This is a genomic window from Planococcus sp. ISL-110 (genome assembly GCF_018613575.1).
Classification (GTDB): domain Bacteria; phylum Bacillota; class Bacilli; order Bacillales_A; family Planococcaceae; genus Planococcus.
The window spans coordinates 161827-180606 of record NZ_JAGGPX010000011.1; the positions used below are offsets into that span (position 1 = coordinate 161827).

Below are 18780 nucleotides of genomic sequence, written 5' to 3' on the forward strand. Positions count from 1 at the left end.
ATGTTGATTTTATTCAAAGAATCGATCAAACATCTTCTTGGCTTTAGTTACGACACTTTCAGAATTTTGTTTTGGCTGTTTTTGTTTCTTAGGTTGCTGTACTTCTTGGTGCTCGATTTTCGCAGTTCCTGAAACAGCTCCGCCATTCCCTACACGGCCATAGAAGACATCTTCCATATACGCATATTGAATCAGGCCAACTGCCGTCGTGTACTGAGGTTCACGGACTCCGATAAATTCCGGAGTAAACAAACGGACACGCGTCTGCAGAATATTACGTGCAAGTTCAGGCAAACCATCCAATTTAGCCATACCACCGGTTAAAACGACTCCTCCTGGAAGGTCTTGGACACCCAGGCGGTAAAATTCATCTAAAATCAGTTCGAAAAGTTCTTCCAGGCGAACCCCGATTATTTCAGATATGTATTTTTGGTTATATTGTTCTGTTGAATCCGATCCAATGACCGGAACTTCAAAGACTTCATCTTCTGAAGCATCTTCAAAAAATGCATGGCCATGTTCAAGTTTAATTTTTTCAGCTTGATCCGTCGGTGTCTTTAAAATGATGGACAAATCTTTTGTAACGTGGTCGCCTCCAACTGGAATTACAGAAGAAGCGGTCAAGTGGCCTTCTTGGAAGATGGCAATAGAAGTAGAACCTCCACCGATATCGATACACGCTGTGCCGTGATTTTTCTCGTCTTCAGTCAATGCGTAGCTTCCTGCTGCAAGCGGCTGTACGTAAATATCACGAATTTCAAGCCCAGCTCTTTCCACACAGCGTAGAACGTTGTGCAAAATTGTTTTTGAAGTTGTCACCATTGTACCATCCATTTCAAGGCGGATACCAATCATGCCCCGTGGATCTTTGATTTCACCCAAATGATCGACAATGTATTGCTCAGGAATGATGTTCACTAATTCCCGTTCCGGTGGAATCGACATAACTTGAGCGGCTTCCAATACACGGTCCAGGTCATCATCGGTGATTTCTCGATTTTCACTGTTCACTGCTACGATCCCTTTGACAGGTTGCAACACCGCTTTATTGGCCGGAATACCGAGAACAACTTCATGGATTGACTTGCCGATCATGCGTTCTGCCTGATCAACTGCTTTTTTAATGGACTGCACCGTCGCATCTATGTCAACAATCGCACCTTTTTTAATCCCATTAGATTTTACATTTCCGACGCCGATTACATTCAGCGACTTGTTGGCCATTTCCCCGATTAAAACTTTAACGGATGACGAACCGATATCTAGACTAACGTATAATTCTGATTGACTCAATTCGTGGCACCTCCTTATTAAACTGCTGTACTTATATTCTATTGTAAATTGTGCACCTTGTCTAAGAAAATCGCAAAACTTAGAAAAATTTCCTTTGATTATTCAAATTGTTTCTCTAACTTCTTTCTTTTCAGCCCATTTTGCCAAAATGATGCGGCGGATGACCGCAATATTCTGAAATAGTCGGACACCGAACGCAAAAATCGCGGCCAAGTATAAATCTACTCCTAAATGAACACCCAGAAAAGCAAGACCAGCTGCCAAAGCGATATTGAAGAAAAATCCTGAGACAAACACCTTGTCATCGTACACTTGCTGCAAATGAGCACGGATTCCACCAAACAGCGTATCGAGAGATGCTAGGACAGCTATTGACAAGTAATTGGCATATTCCGGTGGAATTTGGATGTCTGTGAGAAGCCCAAGCGATATTCCGAGTATTAAACCTAAAATGGACAGCCACATCGCTATTCCCCCTCTGACGCCTGTAAATATTTGGTGTCTATAGCGCCGTCGTATGCCTCAATGACCAGATCACTTTTTGGTTCTGAAACCGTCAAAGTCAAGTTATCGATGTAAAAGTCATCCAGTATCCGAGACGCTAATAAATGATTATACAGCTTTTCCGAGTCTTCCATCGACTCAGAGATAATTTTAATGGAAAATGGCGGTGTTTCCACCGTTTTTGTATTGACAGTCGTTTGGCCGTTTATATCCCTAATGGCTGTTGTATTAATAATTCGTTTGCCATCAATGGAGACATACAGCCCGTTATAGCGGTTGATTTCGTTGACCAGACGGATAAGCAGATCTGGTGAAATCCTTTCAATCTCAAGTCCCATAGCAACCGCTTCCAATGAAGGTTCAACAAAAACTTCGATTCCGGGACCTGTTGTCTCTGATAGCCCCGCAGCATTTCTTAGCTTGCCTGCGGTTTCCCTCAAAGCTTGTTCCGGACTCGCATCTGCAGCCGCTTCGTATTTCCCCAAAGTATCATCCAAAGAACCGATTTCCGACAGCAGATCAGAATGAAGTTGCTTTTCTCTTGCCAATTCCTGCCTGATTTTCCCTGCATCCTGTGTATCACGGACATTAGGTTCATTGATCGTATTGTATTGAATGGCTGTCATTAAGCCGATGATAAACATGATTACTGTAAATCGGGTAAGGATCCTTTTCTTCAAACAGCTCCCCCCTTACTCATGATTCCGTCAGCAAAGCAGGCATTTCGATAACCTGCCCCCCATCTAATGTAACGATGATGTTGTCATTGATCAATTGATCCATAATACCGCCGGTCAATTCTATTGAAGATGTCAAAACTTCCGGCTCGCCAATGGCTTCAATAACAAAAGGAGCAGGATATTGCACGCCATCTACAGTAATGACCGGTCCTGTGCAGACGATATACGAATTTCCATGGATACGCTGGCCATTGATAGAGATGGCTTGAGCACCTGAAATATACAACTCATTAATCACTTGGAAAACATGGCTTTCGTGAACAATATAATCATTGGGGTTAACTGAATCAGGGTTATAGTCGCCATCCTGCAGCGTCACTTTTAAACCGTTTCCCTGGACTGGTACAAGCCCCAAAAATCTTCGCAGTTCTTCTGCTTCAGCTGCATATTCCGTATAGCGGTCTTCCCCATCTGCAAAGGATCTTTCGTATTCTTGAACACCGCTTTGCTTTTCCTGCAGTTCGTCGCGCAGGTCTTTATTTCGTTCCTGCTGATCGATCAGCTCTTCCCGATACTGTTCTTCCTGTTCGAAAAATGCGCCTCCTGTAAATCCTTTTGTTTCTTTGTTGGCGCTCGACAAACTATAGGAATAGGCCATGATAAAGCCCAACACTAGAAAGACCAGAGAAAACACGATCGATTTGCTGAAACTTTTGCGGTTATTCTTCTTCGGGGTCTTCATCTTCGGCACCTTCCTTCGCGAAACCGTAAACATCTGCATAGGAACGGAAGAAAATACCCACTTCCATGTCGATTACCCCTTGTTGCCCGTCTTCTAATTGAGCAATGACTGATGGGTAATAATTCATTTTTTCGGCTAAGGTGCTTAAAATCCCCCGAATTTCATTTCCATCATTCATATATAAAGTCACGTAATCTGCATCTTCTTCCTCTGGATCCAGAATCACCTGTGAAATCAACTGAAGAACTTCAGAGTCAATCAGTGTCAATTGGTCGATCAACTTTTTTCTTTTATCATCATTTTCAAAATTCGAATAAATCGGGCCATCAACATTAGCGACTGGCTGATCCAGCGCCAGGTTATTGGACAGGACAATTTGGTAACTGTTGCCCCGGTCCAAGTAACCCATTTGAACATATTCCACCAAACTGATCTCCACACCGGTCAACCAATTTTTTTTGACCGATGCTTCTTCAATCCATTCCAGCTTTTCCAGTTGTTGTGCCACAGCTCCAGCATCGAAAGACCACATCGAATCTCCGATGTTCAATCCACTTGCTGCCTGGTAGCTTTCCTGGTCAAAAAGAACAGCCCCTTCAATGGTAATATCCTGGATTTCACTGTACTTCGACTGACTGTATAAAAGTACGGCAAGCAAAGTGAGAAAAATGAACAGCAGTGCCACGAACTTGCGATTGGTTCTTTTTTTCCGGCGCTCACGGAGCGTCGGGATGCGTTCTTCGATGTCAATCACTTTGTCCATAATTGCTGCTCCTTATCTTTTATTCGTTCGCTTCCGTCATCTGTTGGACCGCGGTAATAAAAGCATCCCCACGAATCTCAAAACTGTCGTATTGATCCCAGCTCGCGCAAGCTGGGGACAATAGAATAGTATCTCCGCTGTCAGATTGCTTGATGGCCTTCTCAACGGCATCGTCCATTCTTCCCGCTTGGATAATTGTCGGTACGCCGCAGTCTTCCGCAAAAGCTGTAAAACGTTGTGCAGTCTCCCCAAAGGTGACTAAAGCCTTGACACGGTCCATGTATGGACGGATTTCCTCTAAGGAATGGCTGCGCTCCAAACCGCCGGCCAATAATATGATATTTTCAGGAAAAGCTTCCAGCGCGCTCTTTGTTGCCAAAGCATTTGTTGCCTTTGAATCGTTGTAAAATCTTCGTCCTTGCCACTCAACAATAAATTGGGAACGGTGCTTAACGCCAGTAAATGAAGTCAGAACCCGTATAATGGTTTCTTTTGTTCCACCTAAAAGCAAAGTTGCTGCAGTAGCGGCTAAGATATTTTCCAGGTTATGCTGGCCGCCCAATATAATTTGGGAGCGTTCGATCAATTTCTCGCCTTGCCAGTAGACAAATTCATTGTCTGCACTGATGCTGGTTGTTGTCCGGCCTTTCAATGTAAAAGGCACCAGTTGGGCTTTGCAGTTCTTCGCATGTTCTACCAATAATGGCTGATCTGCATTGTAGATGAAATAATCTGCTGCTGTCTGATTTTCAGTAAGTTTCATTTTAGAAGCACGATAGTCTTCGATCGACCCGTGATAATCCAAATGTGCTTCATATAAATTTGTGATGATTGCGATTTCAGGACGGAAAGCGACAGTGCCTTTCAGTTGGAATGAAGACAATTCGGTCACGATGACATTTTCCGCTTTCGCTTTTTCCGCGACTCCACTTGCCACCGTTCCGATATTTCCGGCAATCAACGGGTTTTTATTGTCTTGGTTAAGCATATGGAACAATAAAGTTGTGGTTGTCGTTTTTCCGTTTGAACCGGTGATTCCGATAAATGGTGCTTCGCTGATCAAGTAGGCCAGCTCAATTTCAGTCCATACCGGAATGTTTTTCTCTAACGCTGACTCAATAAGCACGTTAGTATATGGAATTCCCGGGTTTTTAACAACCAGTTCAAAACCTTCTTCCAATAAATCTTCAGGGTGTCTGCCACAAATAACGGTAACACCTATGTTCAACAATTCCTGTGCCTCTGGATTTTGTTCAAAAGGTTTGGAATCATTGACGGTAACAAATGCTCCGAGCTTATGAAGGATTCGGGCAGCTGTAAAACCGCTTTTTGCCAGCCCGAGAACCAGAATTTTCTTTTGATATAATTGTGGCGCCTTCTTCATTTACATTACCTCCAAAAAGACTGCGATTGCCGCACTGATAAGACCGACTGACCAGAAAACAAGTACCACTTTCCATTCTGACCATCCGCTCAATTCGAAATGATGGTGAATCGGGCTCATTTTAAAAATTCGTTTTTGACGCAGTTTAAAACTGCCTACCTGCAAAATAACCGAAGCTGTTTCGATGACAAATACCAGTCCGATCAGCAGCAGCAATAACTCCTGCTTTAATAGAATCGACACCATTGCCAATGCACCACCTAAAGCCAGTGAGCCCGTATCGCCCATAAAGACTTTTGCAGGGTATTTATTAAAAATCAAAAATCCGAGCAAACCACCAGTAACGGAAAAAGTGAAAATTGCAATTCCAATTTCATCCTGATAAATCGCAAGCGCACCAAACGCCGCAAATGCGATAGATGCTGTTCCGGCTACCAAGCCATCAAGTCCATCCGTTAAATTGACTGCGTTGGAAAATCCAACCAGCCAAAAGACAATAAAGAATACATAGAGCCACGACAATTCAAGTGAAACATTTGTAAAAGGAATAGTGACTCCTGTTTCAAAATCAATTCCGCTCAGGACAAAGAACGAAATGACCGCGATGACAATTTGGGCGATCAACTTCTGCAACGAAGTCAATCCCAGGTTCCGTTTTAATACAACTTTGATAAAGTCGTCCAGAAAGCCGATCAAGCCGTACCCGAAAAGCACCAGCAATAAAATCAGGACTTTTGCAGACAATAACCCGGCAAACCATGCAACCAGCAGAACGGTGATAATGATGGAGATTAAGAAAACCAGTCCGCCCATAGTAGGAGTACCTGTTTTCTTCATGTGTGATTGGGGTCCTTCTTCGCGGATGCTTTGGCCGAACTTCATCCGTTTCAACAACGGAATGAAAATCGGCATCAGTGCCACTGTTAATAATAAAGCAATTCCAAGACCCATTAATATATAAACGTTCATTTAGAGAGCTCCTTTAAACCCGAGATTACTCGGTTGTTTCGTCTGTTTGTATTTGCAGTTCCGCTTCTTCATTGTTGGTTTCAGGCACAGTGTCTTCCAAAGCCCCCTGTTCGGTCTGCTCCTGCTCTTCTTTCTCTTCGGCTTTCGCCCGAGCAGGATAGTAGATTTCAGGAGGATGAAGTTCGATTACCACAGGCTCATTATCCGTTACTGCTTCGCCTTCTGCAATGCTTTGTGTCAAAACATAGCCTTGACCTGCAATTTCCAGTGATAAGCCGCTTAAAGATTGATAAGCGAGTAATTCACGCTTGGACCATCCTGTAAAATCAGGCAAGGTTGTTTTTCCAGCAGTCTTCAGGATAACCCGCCCACCGTCCAGTACGGTGTTGCCTGCCTCTGGATATTGGGAGATAACTTGTTCAGAATCTCCCGTAACCACAGCTTCAAGCCCCAATTCCTGCAATGCTTCAGCTGCATCAGTTGCCGGCTGACCATTGTAATCCTCAACAGGCATGGTAGTTGCTTCCGCCATGTTTTCCGGTTGGATGTTCATATGCTTCAACCCATTTTCCATGACGGAAGTGAAAATTTTCGAAACTGGCACTGACCCGTATTCATCAGTTGGCAAATTAGGCTGTTGTACGCCAATATAAATCAGCAGTTCGGGATCATCGGCAGGAGCCATCCCAAGGAAAGAAAACAAATAATTGCTTTTGCCTTCCAGGTAGCCGCCGCCTTCTTTCGGAACTTGAGCAGTACCTGTCTTTCCAGCTGCCGTATAATCCTGCAGCGCAAATCCTTGGGCCGAACCAACTTCGGACGTGACAGTCGAAGCCAATAGTTCTTTTACTTTTTCAGCAGTTTCTGCTGAAATAGGTTGTCCTGCTCTTTCAGGCTCACTTTTAACAGTGACTTCTCCTGTATCGGCATTCTTGATTTGGTCGATGACATAAGGCTTCATCATGACGCCGCCATTTGCAATCGCAGAGGCAGCCTGGATCATTTGAATAGGTGTAACTGTCGATCCTTGTCCGTATGCTGTGGTTAATTTATTGATTGGGTATTCATCGAGTATGGTGCCGGATGCCTCTTTCGGCAAATCGATTCCTGTCTGCTCGCCGAATCCAAAAGCATCAACATAAGTCATAAACGTGTCGGCCCCAAGGCGCTCTAGCAAATATGCCATTGAGACATTGGAGGACCGCTGAAAACCTTCCAGAAACGAGATGGTTCCCCAGCCGCGTCCGCTATTATGGTCGCCAATCGTACTATCCAGCAAGGTATAGGTACCGGACTTATAGGTAGCATTCGGATCCCATTTGCCTTCCTCAATTGCTGCCGCCAATGTAAACATTTTCATCGGAGAGCCCGGTTCGATCGTCAGTTGTATACTTTCGTTCAGCCAATTATCAGACAGGCCTTCACGCGTATTCGGATTGAATGTCGGCCGCTGTGACATCGCGAGGATTTCTCCAGTTTTCGGATCTGCAACTACGGCAATCATCCGTGTCGGGTCATACTCTTCTTGAACACTGGACATCGCGTCTTCCAGAAAGTTCTGCAAGGTCTTGTCCAAGGTCAGCTGAACATCTGAGCCATTTACAGCCGGAGTGACTGCAGACTCTCTGTTCGGCAGCAGGAAGCCCCATTTATCCGTATCAAACTCTATTTTACCGTTTTGGCCAGTCAAAACTTCGTTGTGTATGGATTCAAGCCCCATTCTTCCCGTTGTCCTTGTTTCGCCGTCTTCCAATTCTTCTTTCATAGCATAGCCGACCAGATGGGAAGCAAATACGCCATTCGGGTATAATCGCTTTAAATCGCGCACAAATAAAAGACCAGGTATTTCGGTTTCCTTCATTTCCAGCATTTGCGTATGGCTGATTTCACGCCCGGCAGAACCGAATTCCACCTGATAGCGGTCATTTTCCACACCTACCTGCAGTGTCTCCAGAATGCTTTCTTCGGAAACATCCAAATAACCCGCCAACTTCTCAGCGGCTTCTTCGATATCCACTACATGACGGGGATCGCCGGCCTTTTGGGTGGCTGATTCATCAAGCACCGCCACCAGTTTATAGGTTAAAGTATCTTCAGCGATCACTTCTCCACTACGGTCGATGATACGTCCACGCTCAGCAGTCAGCACTTCTTCCTGACTGTACTTAGCAGCCGCTCTGGCCGCAAGTTCCTGCCCTTCCACTTCTCCCGTTGCTTGAATCATCACAATTCTAGTCAATAAAAGGAAAAAGAGCCCTGCAAATAACAAAAACAGCAGAAAGGCTCCCCCTTGAAATCGAAACTTTTTTTTCATTGTCCAGGCACTACCTTTACATTTTGCTCATTTAATTTTAGGCCAAGTTCTTTTGCTTTTGACCAAATGCGCTCATATGAAGACAGTTCGCTCACCTGTACCGACAAGTCTGTATTTTGCTTCGTTTTTTCATTGACTGATTGTTCAATTGTTTGGATTTCCTGTGTAGATGCCTGAATCGTAGATTGGTTCTGGAGAACCAGTAAAGCGCACATGATGCAGACTGCTACAAAAGTTAAATACAATATTTTCTCGCCTTTAGTGATTAAGCCTTTTTTTCTTGCCGGCTGCTGACTCGGATTTCGAGGAACGGCCGGCTGTTGGATGTAGGTTTCAGTTCTTGCATTCAACGCCATCTGAACACGTCCTTACTCGTTTATTTTCTCTGCAATCCGCAGCTTAGCGGATCTTGACCGATTATTATGTTCCAGTTCTTCTTCTGATGGCAGGATAGGTTTTCTTGTAATCAGTTTTAGGATAGGTTTCATCCCTTCAGGTATTACCGGGAAATTTGGTGGCAATTCCGGAAGCGATGAAGCTTCTTTGAATATCGCTTTACAAAGCCGGTCTTCAAGTGAGTGGAAGGTGATGACACTAATTCTTCCTCCGATTGCCAAGAGACCAATTGCATCCTGCAAGGATGTCTCAGCTGCACCAAGTTCATCATTTACTGCGATTCGAATGGCTTGAAACACCCGTTTCGCCGGATGGCCGCCTTTTCTGCGGGCAAAAGCAGGAATGCCGTCTTTAATGCATTCGACCAACTGGCCTGTCGTTTCAATAGGATGTTTATCTCTAGCAGCTTCGATTTTCCGAACGATTTGTTTGGAGAATTTTTCTTCGCCATAACGGTAAAAGATCCTGACTAAATCTTCAAATGACCATTCATTCACGACATGATAAGCGCTTAACTCAGCACTTTGATCCATCCGCATATCCAAAGGAGCATCATTGTGGTAACTAAAACCGCGTTCTGGTGTATCCAGTTGAGGAGACGAAACGCCCAAGTCATATAGAATGCCGTCGACTTTCTCCACTCCGTGCATTTCCAATTCTTCTTTCAAGAATTTAAAGTTAGCATGTATAAATGTAATTCTATGTAAATAATCGTGTAGTTCTTCTTTTGCATGAGCTATTGCCGTCGCGTCTTGATCAAAACAATATAAATGACCTTGGTCAGATAATTGCTGAACCAAATATTCGCTGTGCCCTGCTCCGCCCAGCGTACAATCCACATATATGCCGTCAGGACGAACGTTCAGACCATCGACAGTTTCATGCAGTAAAACCGTGGTGTGATTGAACAATCCATTCCCCCCGTTCACTTTTAAAAGTCAAAATCAGTTAAATTTTCCGCAATTTCATTAAAGGAATTTTCAGATGCTGCAAAATAGCTTTCCCATGAATCTTTTGCCCATATTTCAAAACGGTTGGACACACCCAAGATGATGCATTCTTTTTCAAGTTTCGCATAAGAAATTAAGGTCGTCGGTATATTGACGCGTCCCTGCTTATCAAGTTCCACTTCTGTGGCCCCTGAAAAAAAGAAGCGTGTAAAAGCACGAGCGTCTTTCTTAGTAACCGGAAGCTCTTTCAGCTTTTCTTCAATTTTTTTCCATTCTTCTATCGTGTAGCCAAACAAGCAATGATCCAGGCCTCTGGTAATAACGAAATTTTCACCAAGCAGTTCACGAAACTTTGCTGGAACAATCAACCGTCCCTTTGCATCAACGCTATGTTGATATTCGCCCATGAACATACCCTTCACCCCACTTATTGTAATAAATGTACCACAATCCCCCACTTGTCACCACTTGTTTTTGAAATATTTCATGTTTGTTACAATAAAATATCTCAGCAAGTTATTTTGACATAAAAAAAGCCTGCATATGCAGACTTTCAACAATTACAACCCAATAATTTTATGATTTTTGTCATATTGCAGCGGAAGCGCTAAAAGGTCTTTTACAAGTCCTGTCCCGTATTGATTCATATAGATAAATGGACTATAGACACGTTCCTGGAAGCCTCCGTTCGGCAGCAATTCGTTTTCAATGGCCGCATAGTGGCCGAACTCGACGCTGTTTTGCAGCACTACTTCATCTTCCAGCTTATTCTTTAAAAAGTTCAATTGCTTGATGTGCAACTGCAGGTTTTTTTCGGCAAGCGGCAACAGTCCTTTGCTGATAGAAGAAAATTGCTGTTGTATCTCCTCATACGCTTCTTCTATCTGGCGCTGGAGTCCATCAATCAAAGCCTCAGCTTCCTGCTCACGGATCGACTCCATCAATTCATTTCTCATCCCCATGATTTGCCGGCTGTTCACTACAGCTGAAAAATCCAGATTGTATTTATCCAACAAACGCTGGGTTTGGCGGTTCACCAATGTCAGGCTTAAGCGCGGCATAATGACCGGAAGCTCCATGCCGAATAACTCGAAAGCACCTTTCAACGCCGCCCAATAAGCGATTTCACCGGGACCTCCGACAAAGGCCAGGACCGGGAATACCATTTCCTGCATTAACGGGCGCGTCACCACATTATTGCTCAAGAGTTCCGGGTTTTTCTCGGCAATTTCAAGGAGCTGCGATTTGGTGTAGCGTATAGCAGCGCCGTTATTTACCACAAAATCGGTGCCTTGGCGTTCCAGCAATAAACGCTCGCCTTTTACCGTAATGAAAAGATTAGCTGCAGTTTTCTCCGCTCCGATCACGGCAGCGTAGCCATCCTTCATCAGTGACTCCTCGGCATTTGCCACGGTATCTGCAATTTCTTCTGCACGTTCGATCATTTCTGCGAAATAAGGCGACTCGTATTTGCGGAATTCTGCATCTGCCGCATCAATATACAGCAATCCTTCTTCTTGAAAGAAATAATGAAGAAGTGAAGCAAAGAAATCGGTAAAAGAAAGAGATCGTTCCAGCAGGCTGAAAGCCAAACCGTGAATTTCCTTGGAATGCTCAGTTTCAGGCAAACTGCGAAAATACTCTTCCAGGAAAGAGGCGATTTTCGGCTTATTGAGCGTTGCTGAAGAAGCAGAGTTTTTACCATATTCGGCATGCGGGATATTCAGTTTATCCACCCGTCCATTGACTTCACGAAAAAGGTGGCTGATTTCAGCCAAATCATGGTCTTCACCGGCAATCCAGAAAACCGGCACCACTTTGGTCTGTAATCGTTCAGAAGCCTGCTTTGCCAGAATAATGACTGATATCGCTTTATGTACCGTATATAAGGGACCTGTCAGGAGGCCGGCCTGCTGGCCAGTCACAACCACCGGCGCTCCTTTTTCAAAGCTCTCTAAATTCAGTTCTGCTGCTTTTGACAATCCGTTGTGCCGCATATAATCACGGACAATGCCAGCCACTTTTCGGCGATTGACAGAATGATTTTGAAGCTTCTTTAATCTCTCTCCGAAAGACTGCATCTGCGGATCGTATGAAAAATACTGGCGGATAGCCGGTCTGCTATTTATATAATCACTCATCAATTTACTGGCTGGTTCTACGTATTGTTCCTCTACCTTCATGAAAAAAAGTCCCCTTTTCCCTTTACATTTAAAATCTACTATATCAAACGCATCTCTTAAAGAAAAAAAATACGCCTGCTAAATTGATTTAATTACGACAATCACCAGGCCGATCAGCCACACAAGGGCATAAACGGAGGACAATAGCAGAAAGTAGGTTCTCCATAGTTTCCGGAAAAACGGAATGATTTCGATTTCTTTGGCGGTTCTCCATTCAATGATCAAGAAGATGATCGCCAATACCAACGCGATAAAATAAATAAAAGCTGAAACTGAATAACCCCAAAGGATGTCCACTGATGCCGGCACAGAAAAAAACAGCAGGAATGTGGTAATATCCGATGCCAGTCCCAGTGCTTTCTTTTTTCTCCTTTTCAGTGAGATAAAATAAACAAAGATAAAAAGGAGGAAAGGGATGTAAAGGAAAACAGCTCCAATTGTTTGTAATAGCGTCATTTTTCTACCTCAACAGTTTTTAGAAGATGATAAAACGATTTAAATAAAGGCAATTCAAGTTTAGAGTGGTTCAACACATACAGCATCAATCCTTCGACCTCCATCGTATCGCCGGCCAGTCTGTCTGCAAACATGGCGGACACTCTGTCGGGCTCTGCTGCACATATTGCAGCCACCTTTTCAATCGGCTGCAGCCACTCAATTTCAGGAAAGGCCAGATACAATTCATTGTACAGCATTCTGAACAATTCATAGGCATGCGGATTGACGATCAGTTCACCATTGCGGATTTTCATTATAGCCGTCAAGGGATCGATCAGACTGCTGAACAGCAATCTTTCAAAAAGCTGTTCTTCAATATTATTCACCCATGAGCTTTTCCATGCAGTAGTTTCAAGAAGCGGCTGAAATTCCCCGAAATCTCCCTTGACCGACCCCAACGTCACTTGGGCCGCTCGGCTGAAGCTGATTTCATTGTCACTCAGCTTGACACAATCCGTTTCCAATATAGCTGCGGCAATGTGGCGATGCGATAGGTTTCTAGCTTTCTCTAAAAATAGCATGCCTTGCTGCAGAAAAATAATTCTGTTGCTGGGACAGCGGATTTTCAAGAGCCTTAAAATCGGCTGCAGTTCTTCATAATTTATCGTCAGAACGACAAAAGCTTCCGGAGAAATCTGTTCAACATCCGTATAGGCTTCAACTTTCAAGCGATTTTCACCATGTATGATTCCCTGCTTGTTAATTAATGCGGCTTGTTTTTCATACTGCGCAATCACTTGCACATCATGGCCCGCTTTTTTCAATAGATAAGCTGTCAGCAGTCCAGTTGCTCCAGCTCCGATAATTGCGTAATTCACGGAATCACTCCTTACAGTGCCACAATTTTTCTTAAAAAAGAAGCCTGCCCATATTAGGCAGACTTCCAACAATAATTTTCATTATACAGGATAAATCGGATGTTTTCGATATGGCAGTGGCAAATCTTTTGTTTCGTAAAAAGATAGGCGCTGGGAAAGCACTGAACGCAATTGATGAGGTGCCACAATTTCATCGACGATCAATTCAGATGCCAGACGGTAAATATCGATTTCCTCTTTGTATTCCTGATGTTTCTGCTGGACATATTGAAGACGTTCTTTCGGATCTTCAATTGCTTCAATTTTATTTGAATAAACGGCATTGACTGCCGCTTCAGGACCCATCACCGCGATTTGCGCTGTCGGCAGAGCGATACAGACATCCGGTTCAAATGCCGGGCCTGCCATGGCGTATAGTCCGGCTCCATATGCCTTGCGGACAATGACAGAAATTTTCGGTACGGTTGCCGAACTCATCGCTGCAATAAACTTCGCACCGTGGCGGATAATGCCGGCACGTTCAACTTTTGTTCCAATCATGAAGCCCGGCACGTCGGCAAGGAACAGCAATGGAATTGAGAAGGCATCACAGAGATTGATGAACTTCGCGCCTTTATCGGCTGAATCACCGAACAGTACTCCGCCCTTAACCTTTGGCTGATTGGCAAGAATACCGACCACTTGGCCGTCAATGCGTGCAATTCCTGTAATCAATTCTCCCGCGAACAGCTTTTTGATATCAAAAAAGCTGCCTTCGTCGACCAATTGATCGATCAGTTCATACATATCAAAAGGAGCATTCTGGTTTTCTGGAATAATCGCTTCCAGCGAACGTCCTGCTTTCGCCGCTTTTGCCTCAACCTTTTCAGGCTTGATGGCAAAGTTGGCTGGGAAATTCAACAAATAGCGGCGTGCTTCCGAAATGGCTTTTTCTTCTGTCGCGACCAACACGTCACCAACACCGCTGACGGTGCAATGCATACGGGCTCCGCCCATTTCTTCAAGCGTCACTTTTTCACCGATGACTTTTTCCGCCATGCGCGGTGAACCGAGGTACATCGAGGCATTGCCATCAACCATGATGACGATGTCACAGAAAGCAGGAATATAAGCGCCTCCTGCAGCAGATGGACCAAACAGTAGACATACTTGCGGCACCATTCCAGACATCCTTACCTGATTATGAAAAATCTTGCCTGCTCCACGACGGTTCGGGAACATATCAAGCTGGTCCGTGATACGGGCTCCCGCAGAATCCACCAGGTACAGCATCGGCACCTGCATTTTTTCAGCAGTTTCCTGGATACGGATAATTTTTTCAACCGTGCGCGAGCCCCATGATCCTGCTTTGACCGTTGAATCATTGGCCATCACACAAACCGTTTCCCCGTTCACTTTGCCGATAGCTGTGACAACGCCGTCAGCAGGCAGATCTTCCGCTTCAACATTGGCAAAACGCCCATCTTCCGCGTAGTTTTCATCGTCAAACAATAGTTTCAAGCGGTCACGGACAAATAATTTATTGCTTTCTTTCATTTTTTCGTGGTATTTTTGCTGCCCCCCAGCAAAAATCTTCGCCAGCTTTTGTTCCAGACGTTCATTGTACCCCGTTGTTTCAGTCGTTTTTGTCATTTCACTGTCCCCTTTGCTTAGAATCGATTATTCGCCGACTGTCAGCAGCAGATCGCCCTCGTTGACAAAACCGCCGACTTCCACATGAATTTTTTCCACTTTGCCGCCAAATTCAGCTTCTATAGGAATTTCCATTTTCATCGATTCGATTGTCAAAACAGCCTGTCCGGGTGTTACTGCTTCCCCTTCTGCTGCCAGTACATTCAATACAGTTCCTGCCATTGATGCTTTTAATTCTTTCATAACCTGTGTTCCTCCTTTGATTTTTCCATCCATCGCGGCAATACTGCCGTTGCATAATCGCCTGATATAAATTCTTCTGACCTGATAAATTCCTTAAATAACGGAATATTGGTTTTCACGCCTTCGATTGTAACCCGATTGAAAAAAGTCTGTGATTTTGAAAGTGCATCGACACGATCGCTTCCGTGAATGATGATTTTCGAAATCATCGGGTCGTAGAAAGGCGTCACTAGATTGCCTTCTTCATAACCGGTTTCAATGCGTGCACCTTCTCCCCATTGAAGCTTTTCAAGCTTTCCAGGAGAAGGTAAAAAGGTTTTTGGATCTTCGGCGTATACACGGTACTCAATGGCATGGCCCTTGGTTTCTATGCTGTCCTGAGCCGGCAGTTTTCCCCCGTCAGCTACAGTCAACTGCCATTCGACCAGATCCAGTCCGGTCACTGCTTCGGTAACCGGATGCTCTACCTGCAGGCGCGTATTCATTTCCAGGAAATAAAAATTGTTGTTTGGATCTATGATAAATTCCACGGTTCCAGCATTCGTGTAACCAACCGCTCTTCCTGCCTGCAATGCTGCTTCACACAGGCGCTCACGCACATCCTGCGGCAGATTCGGTGAAGGCGATTCTTCAATCACTTTCTGGTTGCGGCGCTGGACCGAACAATTCCGTTCATACAAATGAACCAGATTGCCATGATTGTCACCAAAAATCTGAACTTCAATGTGGCGGGCATCGGCAATAAATTTCTCCAGATAGACGACATCATCCCCAAAATAGGCCTTGGCGCGGTTTTTGACTGAAGCAAACTGTTGAGTGAGCGCTTGCTCGCTTTCACAGCGCACCATACCGATCCCACCGCCGCCTGCACTTGCTTTCAGCATCAGTGGATAGTCCATCTTCTCAGCTTCCTTCAGCGCTTCTTCAAGTGTCGCTACGCCGGATTCCGTACCGGGAACCACAGGCACCCCAGCCTGTATCATGGTTCTGCGGGATTCAATCTTGTCCCCCATCTTTTCGATAATATCACTCGAAGGTCCAATAAAGACCATTCCGGCTTCTGCCACTTTGCGTGCAAAATCAGCATTTTCCGATAGCAAGCCATATCCAGGATGAATGGCATCCACTTCGTGTTTCTTGGCTTCTTCAATAATTTTTTCGATTTTCAGGTAAGACTGTACGACCGGATTCGGACCGATCAGTACAGCGTGGGTCGCTTCACTGACGTAAGGCAGATCCCCATCTGCCTCAGAATGAATGGCGACCGTTTCGATTCCGAGGCGCTCACATGTCCGAATAATTCGGCGTGCAATTTCTCCCCGGTTCGCGATCAGGATTTTTTTCATATTTGAAATACCCCCTATGTTTTCTCCCTTCTATAGCATATACGAATTTTGTAAGCGATTTCAACTATTCGTTGAAATATTTCTTTTATTTAAGTTGATCGAATAGTTATCACTTTGCAATACCACGGGAATCTCCTCGATTTTGTTCCCTATCTCTTTTGTTCCCTATCTCTTATGTAACAACTGAAAATAGAAGCTCACTAAGAAATGGGAGCCATACCCAAAGCGGCCGAAGTGATTTGAGAAACCATTCAAAATTTCTGTATTTAAAAAGAAATTTTTTAGTTAAACTCCATTTATACAAAAAAATGAAACCCCTCTTAAGAAAGGGATTTCATTTTTTTGTTTTATTGAGAAAGCCATCGACCGCATCGTGGTGGGCATCTTTCTCCCACAAGATGGCGCATCTTCTGACTTCCTGTTCGACGCGTTCCTTCAGGTCGGTCTTCCGCCATTTGCGGATGGCCATTTCCTTATAGGCATGGTGGACGTCGGGATGGATTTTTTTCATAGATTCAAAAAATGCTTCAAGGTCCTGTTCATCGTGAATGACAGCCGATGCCCAGCCCATTTCTTTTAGCTCGGCTGCGGGATAGACTTTGGCTTCACTGAGCATTTTTAAGGCTTTGTCGTGCTGCAAGATTTCCAACAGGTAGGTCCCGCCTCCCCAGCCACTTGTAATAGCGAGGGTGCCTTGGATAAAGCCGCATTTCGCATGATCCCACACAAGCCTGTAATCACACGCTGTAGCAATTTCACAACCTCCACCGACAGCAGTGCCATTAACGACCGCCACTACCGGTACAGGCAGTGTTTTGATTGAATAAAGCACATCGCTCATTCGCTTCAGCATGCCATAGGCCTGTTCTTCGGTCCGAAGGGCATGGAATACCGAAAGATCGCCGCCTGAACAAAAAGCTTGTTTGCCGGATGCTGTAATGATGACCAACCGAACAGAAGGGTCTTGTGCTTTGAGGGCTAGTTCCTCAAGCCCCGCTGTCACTTCGTCATTGACGGCGTTGCGGACATGGGGCCGGTCAATCGTAAATGTCATGATGCCATCCCTAAGGTTGATTGTATAAGACAATAAAATCCCTCTTTTCAGCCAATTTCCCTATAAGGGCACTAATCCTCCACTTGCTTATGTATAGAGAAAAAGGCTATCGAGAGCCATGGCCTCTCAATAGCCTTTCAGCAGCAAATACTGTTTTATTTGCTTGCTACTACTTCTTTCCCTTTGTATGATCCACATGCTTTGCAGACGTGGTGAGCCAATTTACTTTCGCCACAGCTTGGGCAAATTACCATGCCCGGCACTGACAATTTAAAATGTGTACGGCGCTTTCTTTTAGCGGTTTTGGACGTTCTTCTAGCTGGTACAGCCATTGGTGACACCTCCTTACACTAATTCTATTCATCTGACTGATCAAAATACTTTGCTAAATCAGCAAGTCTTGGATCTGGTTTTGGTGGTGCCGCTTCTTTCTCGGCTTCGTACTCTTCGTCTGTTGAATATGACCAATCATTTCCGCCTTTTATGACGTCCTGATCGGCGCCTTCCTTAAACACTTGAATCGGAATCTCCAGCAAAACAAGTTCTTCCAGTATAGGCTGAAGATCAATGACCTCAGTCTCTACTGCATGAATCTCGCTATGCTTATCCTCCTGGCCTTTTTCAGACCAATCGAATATTTCAACCGAATCGACGTTTATCGGAAACTCAACATCCTCCCAAGTTCTGGCACAAGGCAGCGTGAGCATGCCTTCGAGATGGAGTTGGCACGTTAATTGTTGCGAACCAATTGTGCAATGTCCTGTAACATGTACAGGTGAAATTTCCCGAATATCGCTATTCCGTGATTTCACTGCTTCCAAATAGACCATTTGGTCAATTGGCAGTCCGTCTCTGCGATGCTTTTGAAGCTGTTGAATCGCTATTTTCATAATTAATCACCTCAAGACAACAAAGTTGATTATATAATGCACAGAAAAAGATGTCAAGAAAAAATCTTGTCACTCTATTTCAAACATCGGTATACTAAAGTTAATTCTACCAAAGAGGTGA

At 44.4% G+C, this 18780-nt stretch carries 20 protein-coding genes; all 20 read right to left on the minus strand.

What is annotated here, in order from left to right; translation table 11 throughout:
* Positions 1-9: 9 nt before the first annotated feature.
* On the minus strand, positions 10-1293 hold the full coding sequence (gene ftsA, locus J7I83_RS06640; RefSeq protein WP_215099904.1) for a cell division protein FtsA: 1284 nt from the start codon (positions 1291-1293) through the stop codon (positions 10-12).
* Between the two features lie 102 nt (positions 1294-1395).
* On the minus strand, positions 1396-1758 hold the full coding sequence (locus J7I83_RS06645; protein WP_146556527.1) for a small basic family protein: 363 nt from the start codon (positions 1756-1758) through the stop codon (positions 1396-1398).
* A 2-nt stretch (positions 1759-1760) separates the two neighbouring features.
* On the minus strand, positions 1761-2477 hold the full coding sequence (locus tag J7I83_RS06650) for a DUF881 domain-containing protein (RefSeq protein ID WP_215099905.1): 717 nt from the start codon (positions 2475-2477) through the stop codon (positions 1761-1763).
* A 16-nt stretch (positions 2478-2493) separates the two neighbouring features.
* Positions 2494-3219 (minus strand): DUF881 domain-containing protein, encoded by a 726-nt coding sequence (locus J7I83_RS06655; protein WP_215099906.1) that lies wholly within the window; start codon positions 3217-3219, stop codon positions 2494-2496.
* Positions 3197-3982 carry a cell division protein FtsQ/DivIB gene (locus J7I83_RS06660; RefSeq protein ID WP_215099907.1) on the minus strand — a complete coding sequence of 262 codons (786 nt, stop codon included), beginning with the start codon at positions 3980-3982 and terminating at the stop codon, positions 3197-3199. Before J7I83_RS06660 ends, J7I83_RS06655 begins: the two co-directional genes overlap by 23 nt.
* 19 nt (positions 3983-4001) lie before the next feature.
* On the minus strand, positions 4002-5366 hold the full coding sequence (gene murD / locus J7I83_RS06665; RefSeq protein WP_215099908.1) for a UDP-N-acetylmuramoyl-L-alanine--D-glutamate ligase: 1365 nt from the start codon (positions 5364-5366) through the stop codon (positions 4002-4004).
* On the minus strand, positions 5367-6335 hold the full coding sequence (gene mraY, locus J7I83_RS06670; RefSeq protein WP_215099909.1) for a phospho-N-acetylmuramoyl-pentapeptide-transferase: 969 nt from the start codon (positions 6333-6335) through the stop codon (positions 5367-5369).
* Positions 6336-6360: 25 nt separating this feature from the next.
* A complete protein-coding gene (locus J7I83_RS06675) occupies positions 6361-8649 on the minus strand; it encodes a penicillin-binding protein (protein ID WP_215099910.1) in 2289 nt (762 codons plus the stop codon).
* Positions 8646-9005: a cell division protein FtsL gene (gene ftsL, locus J7I83_RS06680; RefSeq protein ID WP_215099911.1), complete on the minus strand. Its 360-nt coding sequence runs from the start codon at positions 9003-9005 to the stop codon at positions 8646-8648. Before ftsL ends, J7I83_RS06675 begins: the two co-directional genes overlap by 4 nt.
* A 12-nt stretch (positions 9006-9017) precedes the next feature.
* Positions 9018-9956: a 16S rRNA (cytosine(1402)-N(4))-methyltransferase RsmH gene (gene rsmH / locus J7I83_RS06685; RefSeq protein ID WP_215099912.1), complete on the minus strand. Its 939-nt coding sequence runs from the start codon at positions 9954-9956 to the stop codon at positions 9018-9020.
* Between the two features lie 20 nt (positions 9957-9976).
* A complete protein-coding gene (gene mraZ / locus J7I83_RS06690) occupies positions 9977-10408 on the minus strand; it encodes a division/cell wall cluster transcriptional repressor MraZ (RefSeq protein ID WP_215099913.1) in 432 nt (143 codons plus the stop codon).
* A 147-nt stretch (positions 10409-10555) separates the two neighbouring features.
* Positions 10556-12178, minus strand: coding sequence for a bacillithiol biosynthesis cysteine-adding enzyme BshC (gene bshC / locus J7I83_RS06695; RefSeq protein WP_215099914.1), 1623 nt, complete (start codon positions 12176-12178; stop codon positions 10556-10558).
* Between the two features lie 78 nt (positions 12179-12256).
* The gene (locus tag J7I83_RS06700; RefSeq protein ID WP_215099915.1) at positions 12257-12634 is read right to left on the minus strand and encodes a DUF3397 domain-containing protein; all 378 of its coding nucleotides are present in this window, start codon (positions 12632-12634) and stop codon (positions 12257-12259) included.
* Positions 12631-13494 carry a ketopantoate reductase family protein gene (locus J7I83_RS06705; RefSeq protein WP_215099916.1) on the minus strand — a complete coding sequence of 288 codons (864 nt, stop codon included), beginning with the start codon at positions 13492-13494 and terminating at the stop codon, positions 12631-12633. Before J7I83_RS06705 ends, J7I83_RS06700 begins: the two co-directional genes overlap by 4 nt.
* Before the next feature lie 81 nt (positions 13495-13575).
* Positions 13576-15126 carry an acyl-CoA carboxylase subunit beta gene (locus J7I83_RS06710; RefSeq protein WP_215099917.1) on the minus strand — a complete coding sequence of 517 codons (1551 nt, stop codon included), beginning with the start codon at positions 15124-15126 and terminating at the stop codon, positions 13576-13578.
* A 27-nt stretch (positions 15127-15153) separates the two neighbouring features.
* Positions 15154-15369: a biotin/lipoyl-containing protein gene (locus tag J7I83_RS06715; RefSeq protein ID WP_215099918.1), complete on the minus strand. Its 216-nt coding sequence runs from the start codon at positions 15367-15369 to the stop codon at positions 15154-15156.
* Positions 15366-16715, minus strand: a complete 1350-nt coding sequence (locus J7I83_RS06720) for an acetyl-CoA carboxylase biotin carboxylase subunit (protein ID WP_215099919.1) — start codon at positions 16713-16715, stop codon at positions 15366-15368. Before J7I83_RS06720 ends, J7I83_RS06715 begins: the two co-directional genes overlap by 4 nt.
* Before the next feature lie 334 nt (positions 16716-17049).
* On the minus strand, positions 17050-17802 hold the full coding sequence (locus tag J7I83_RS06725) for an enoyl-CoA hydratase/isomerase family protein (RefSeq protein WP_215099920.1): 753 nt from the start codon (positions 17800-17802) through the stop codon (positions 17050-17052).
* A gap of 122 nt (positions 17803-17924) precedes the next feature.
* Positions 17925-18101 (minus strand): 50S ribosomal protein L32, encoded by a 177-nt coding sequence (rpmF, locus tag J7I83_RS06730; protein WP_006828847.1) that lies wholly within the window; start codon positions 18099-18101, stop codon positions 17925-17927.
* A gap of 24 nt (positions 18102-18125) precedes the next feature.
* Positions 18126-18659, minus strand: coding sequence for a YceD family protein (locus tag J7I83_RS06735; protein ID WP_215099921.1), 534 nt, complete (start codon positions 18657-18659; stop codon positions 18126-18128).
* Positions 18660-18780: the final 121 nt, after the last annotated feature.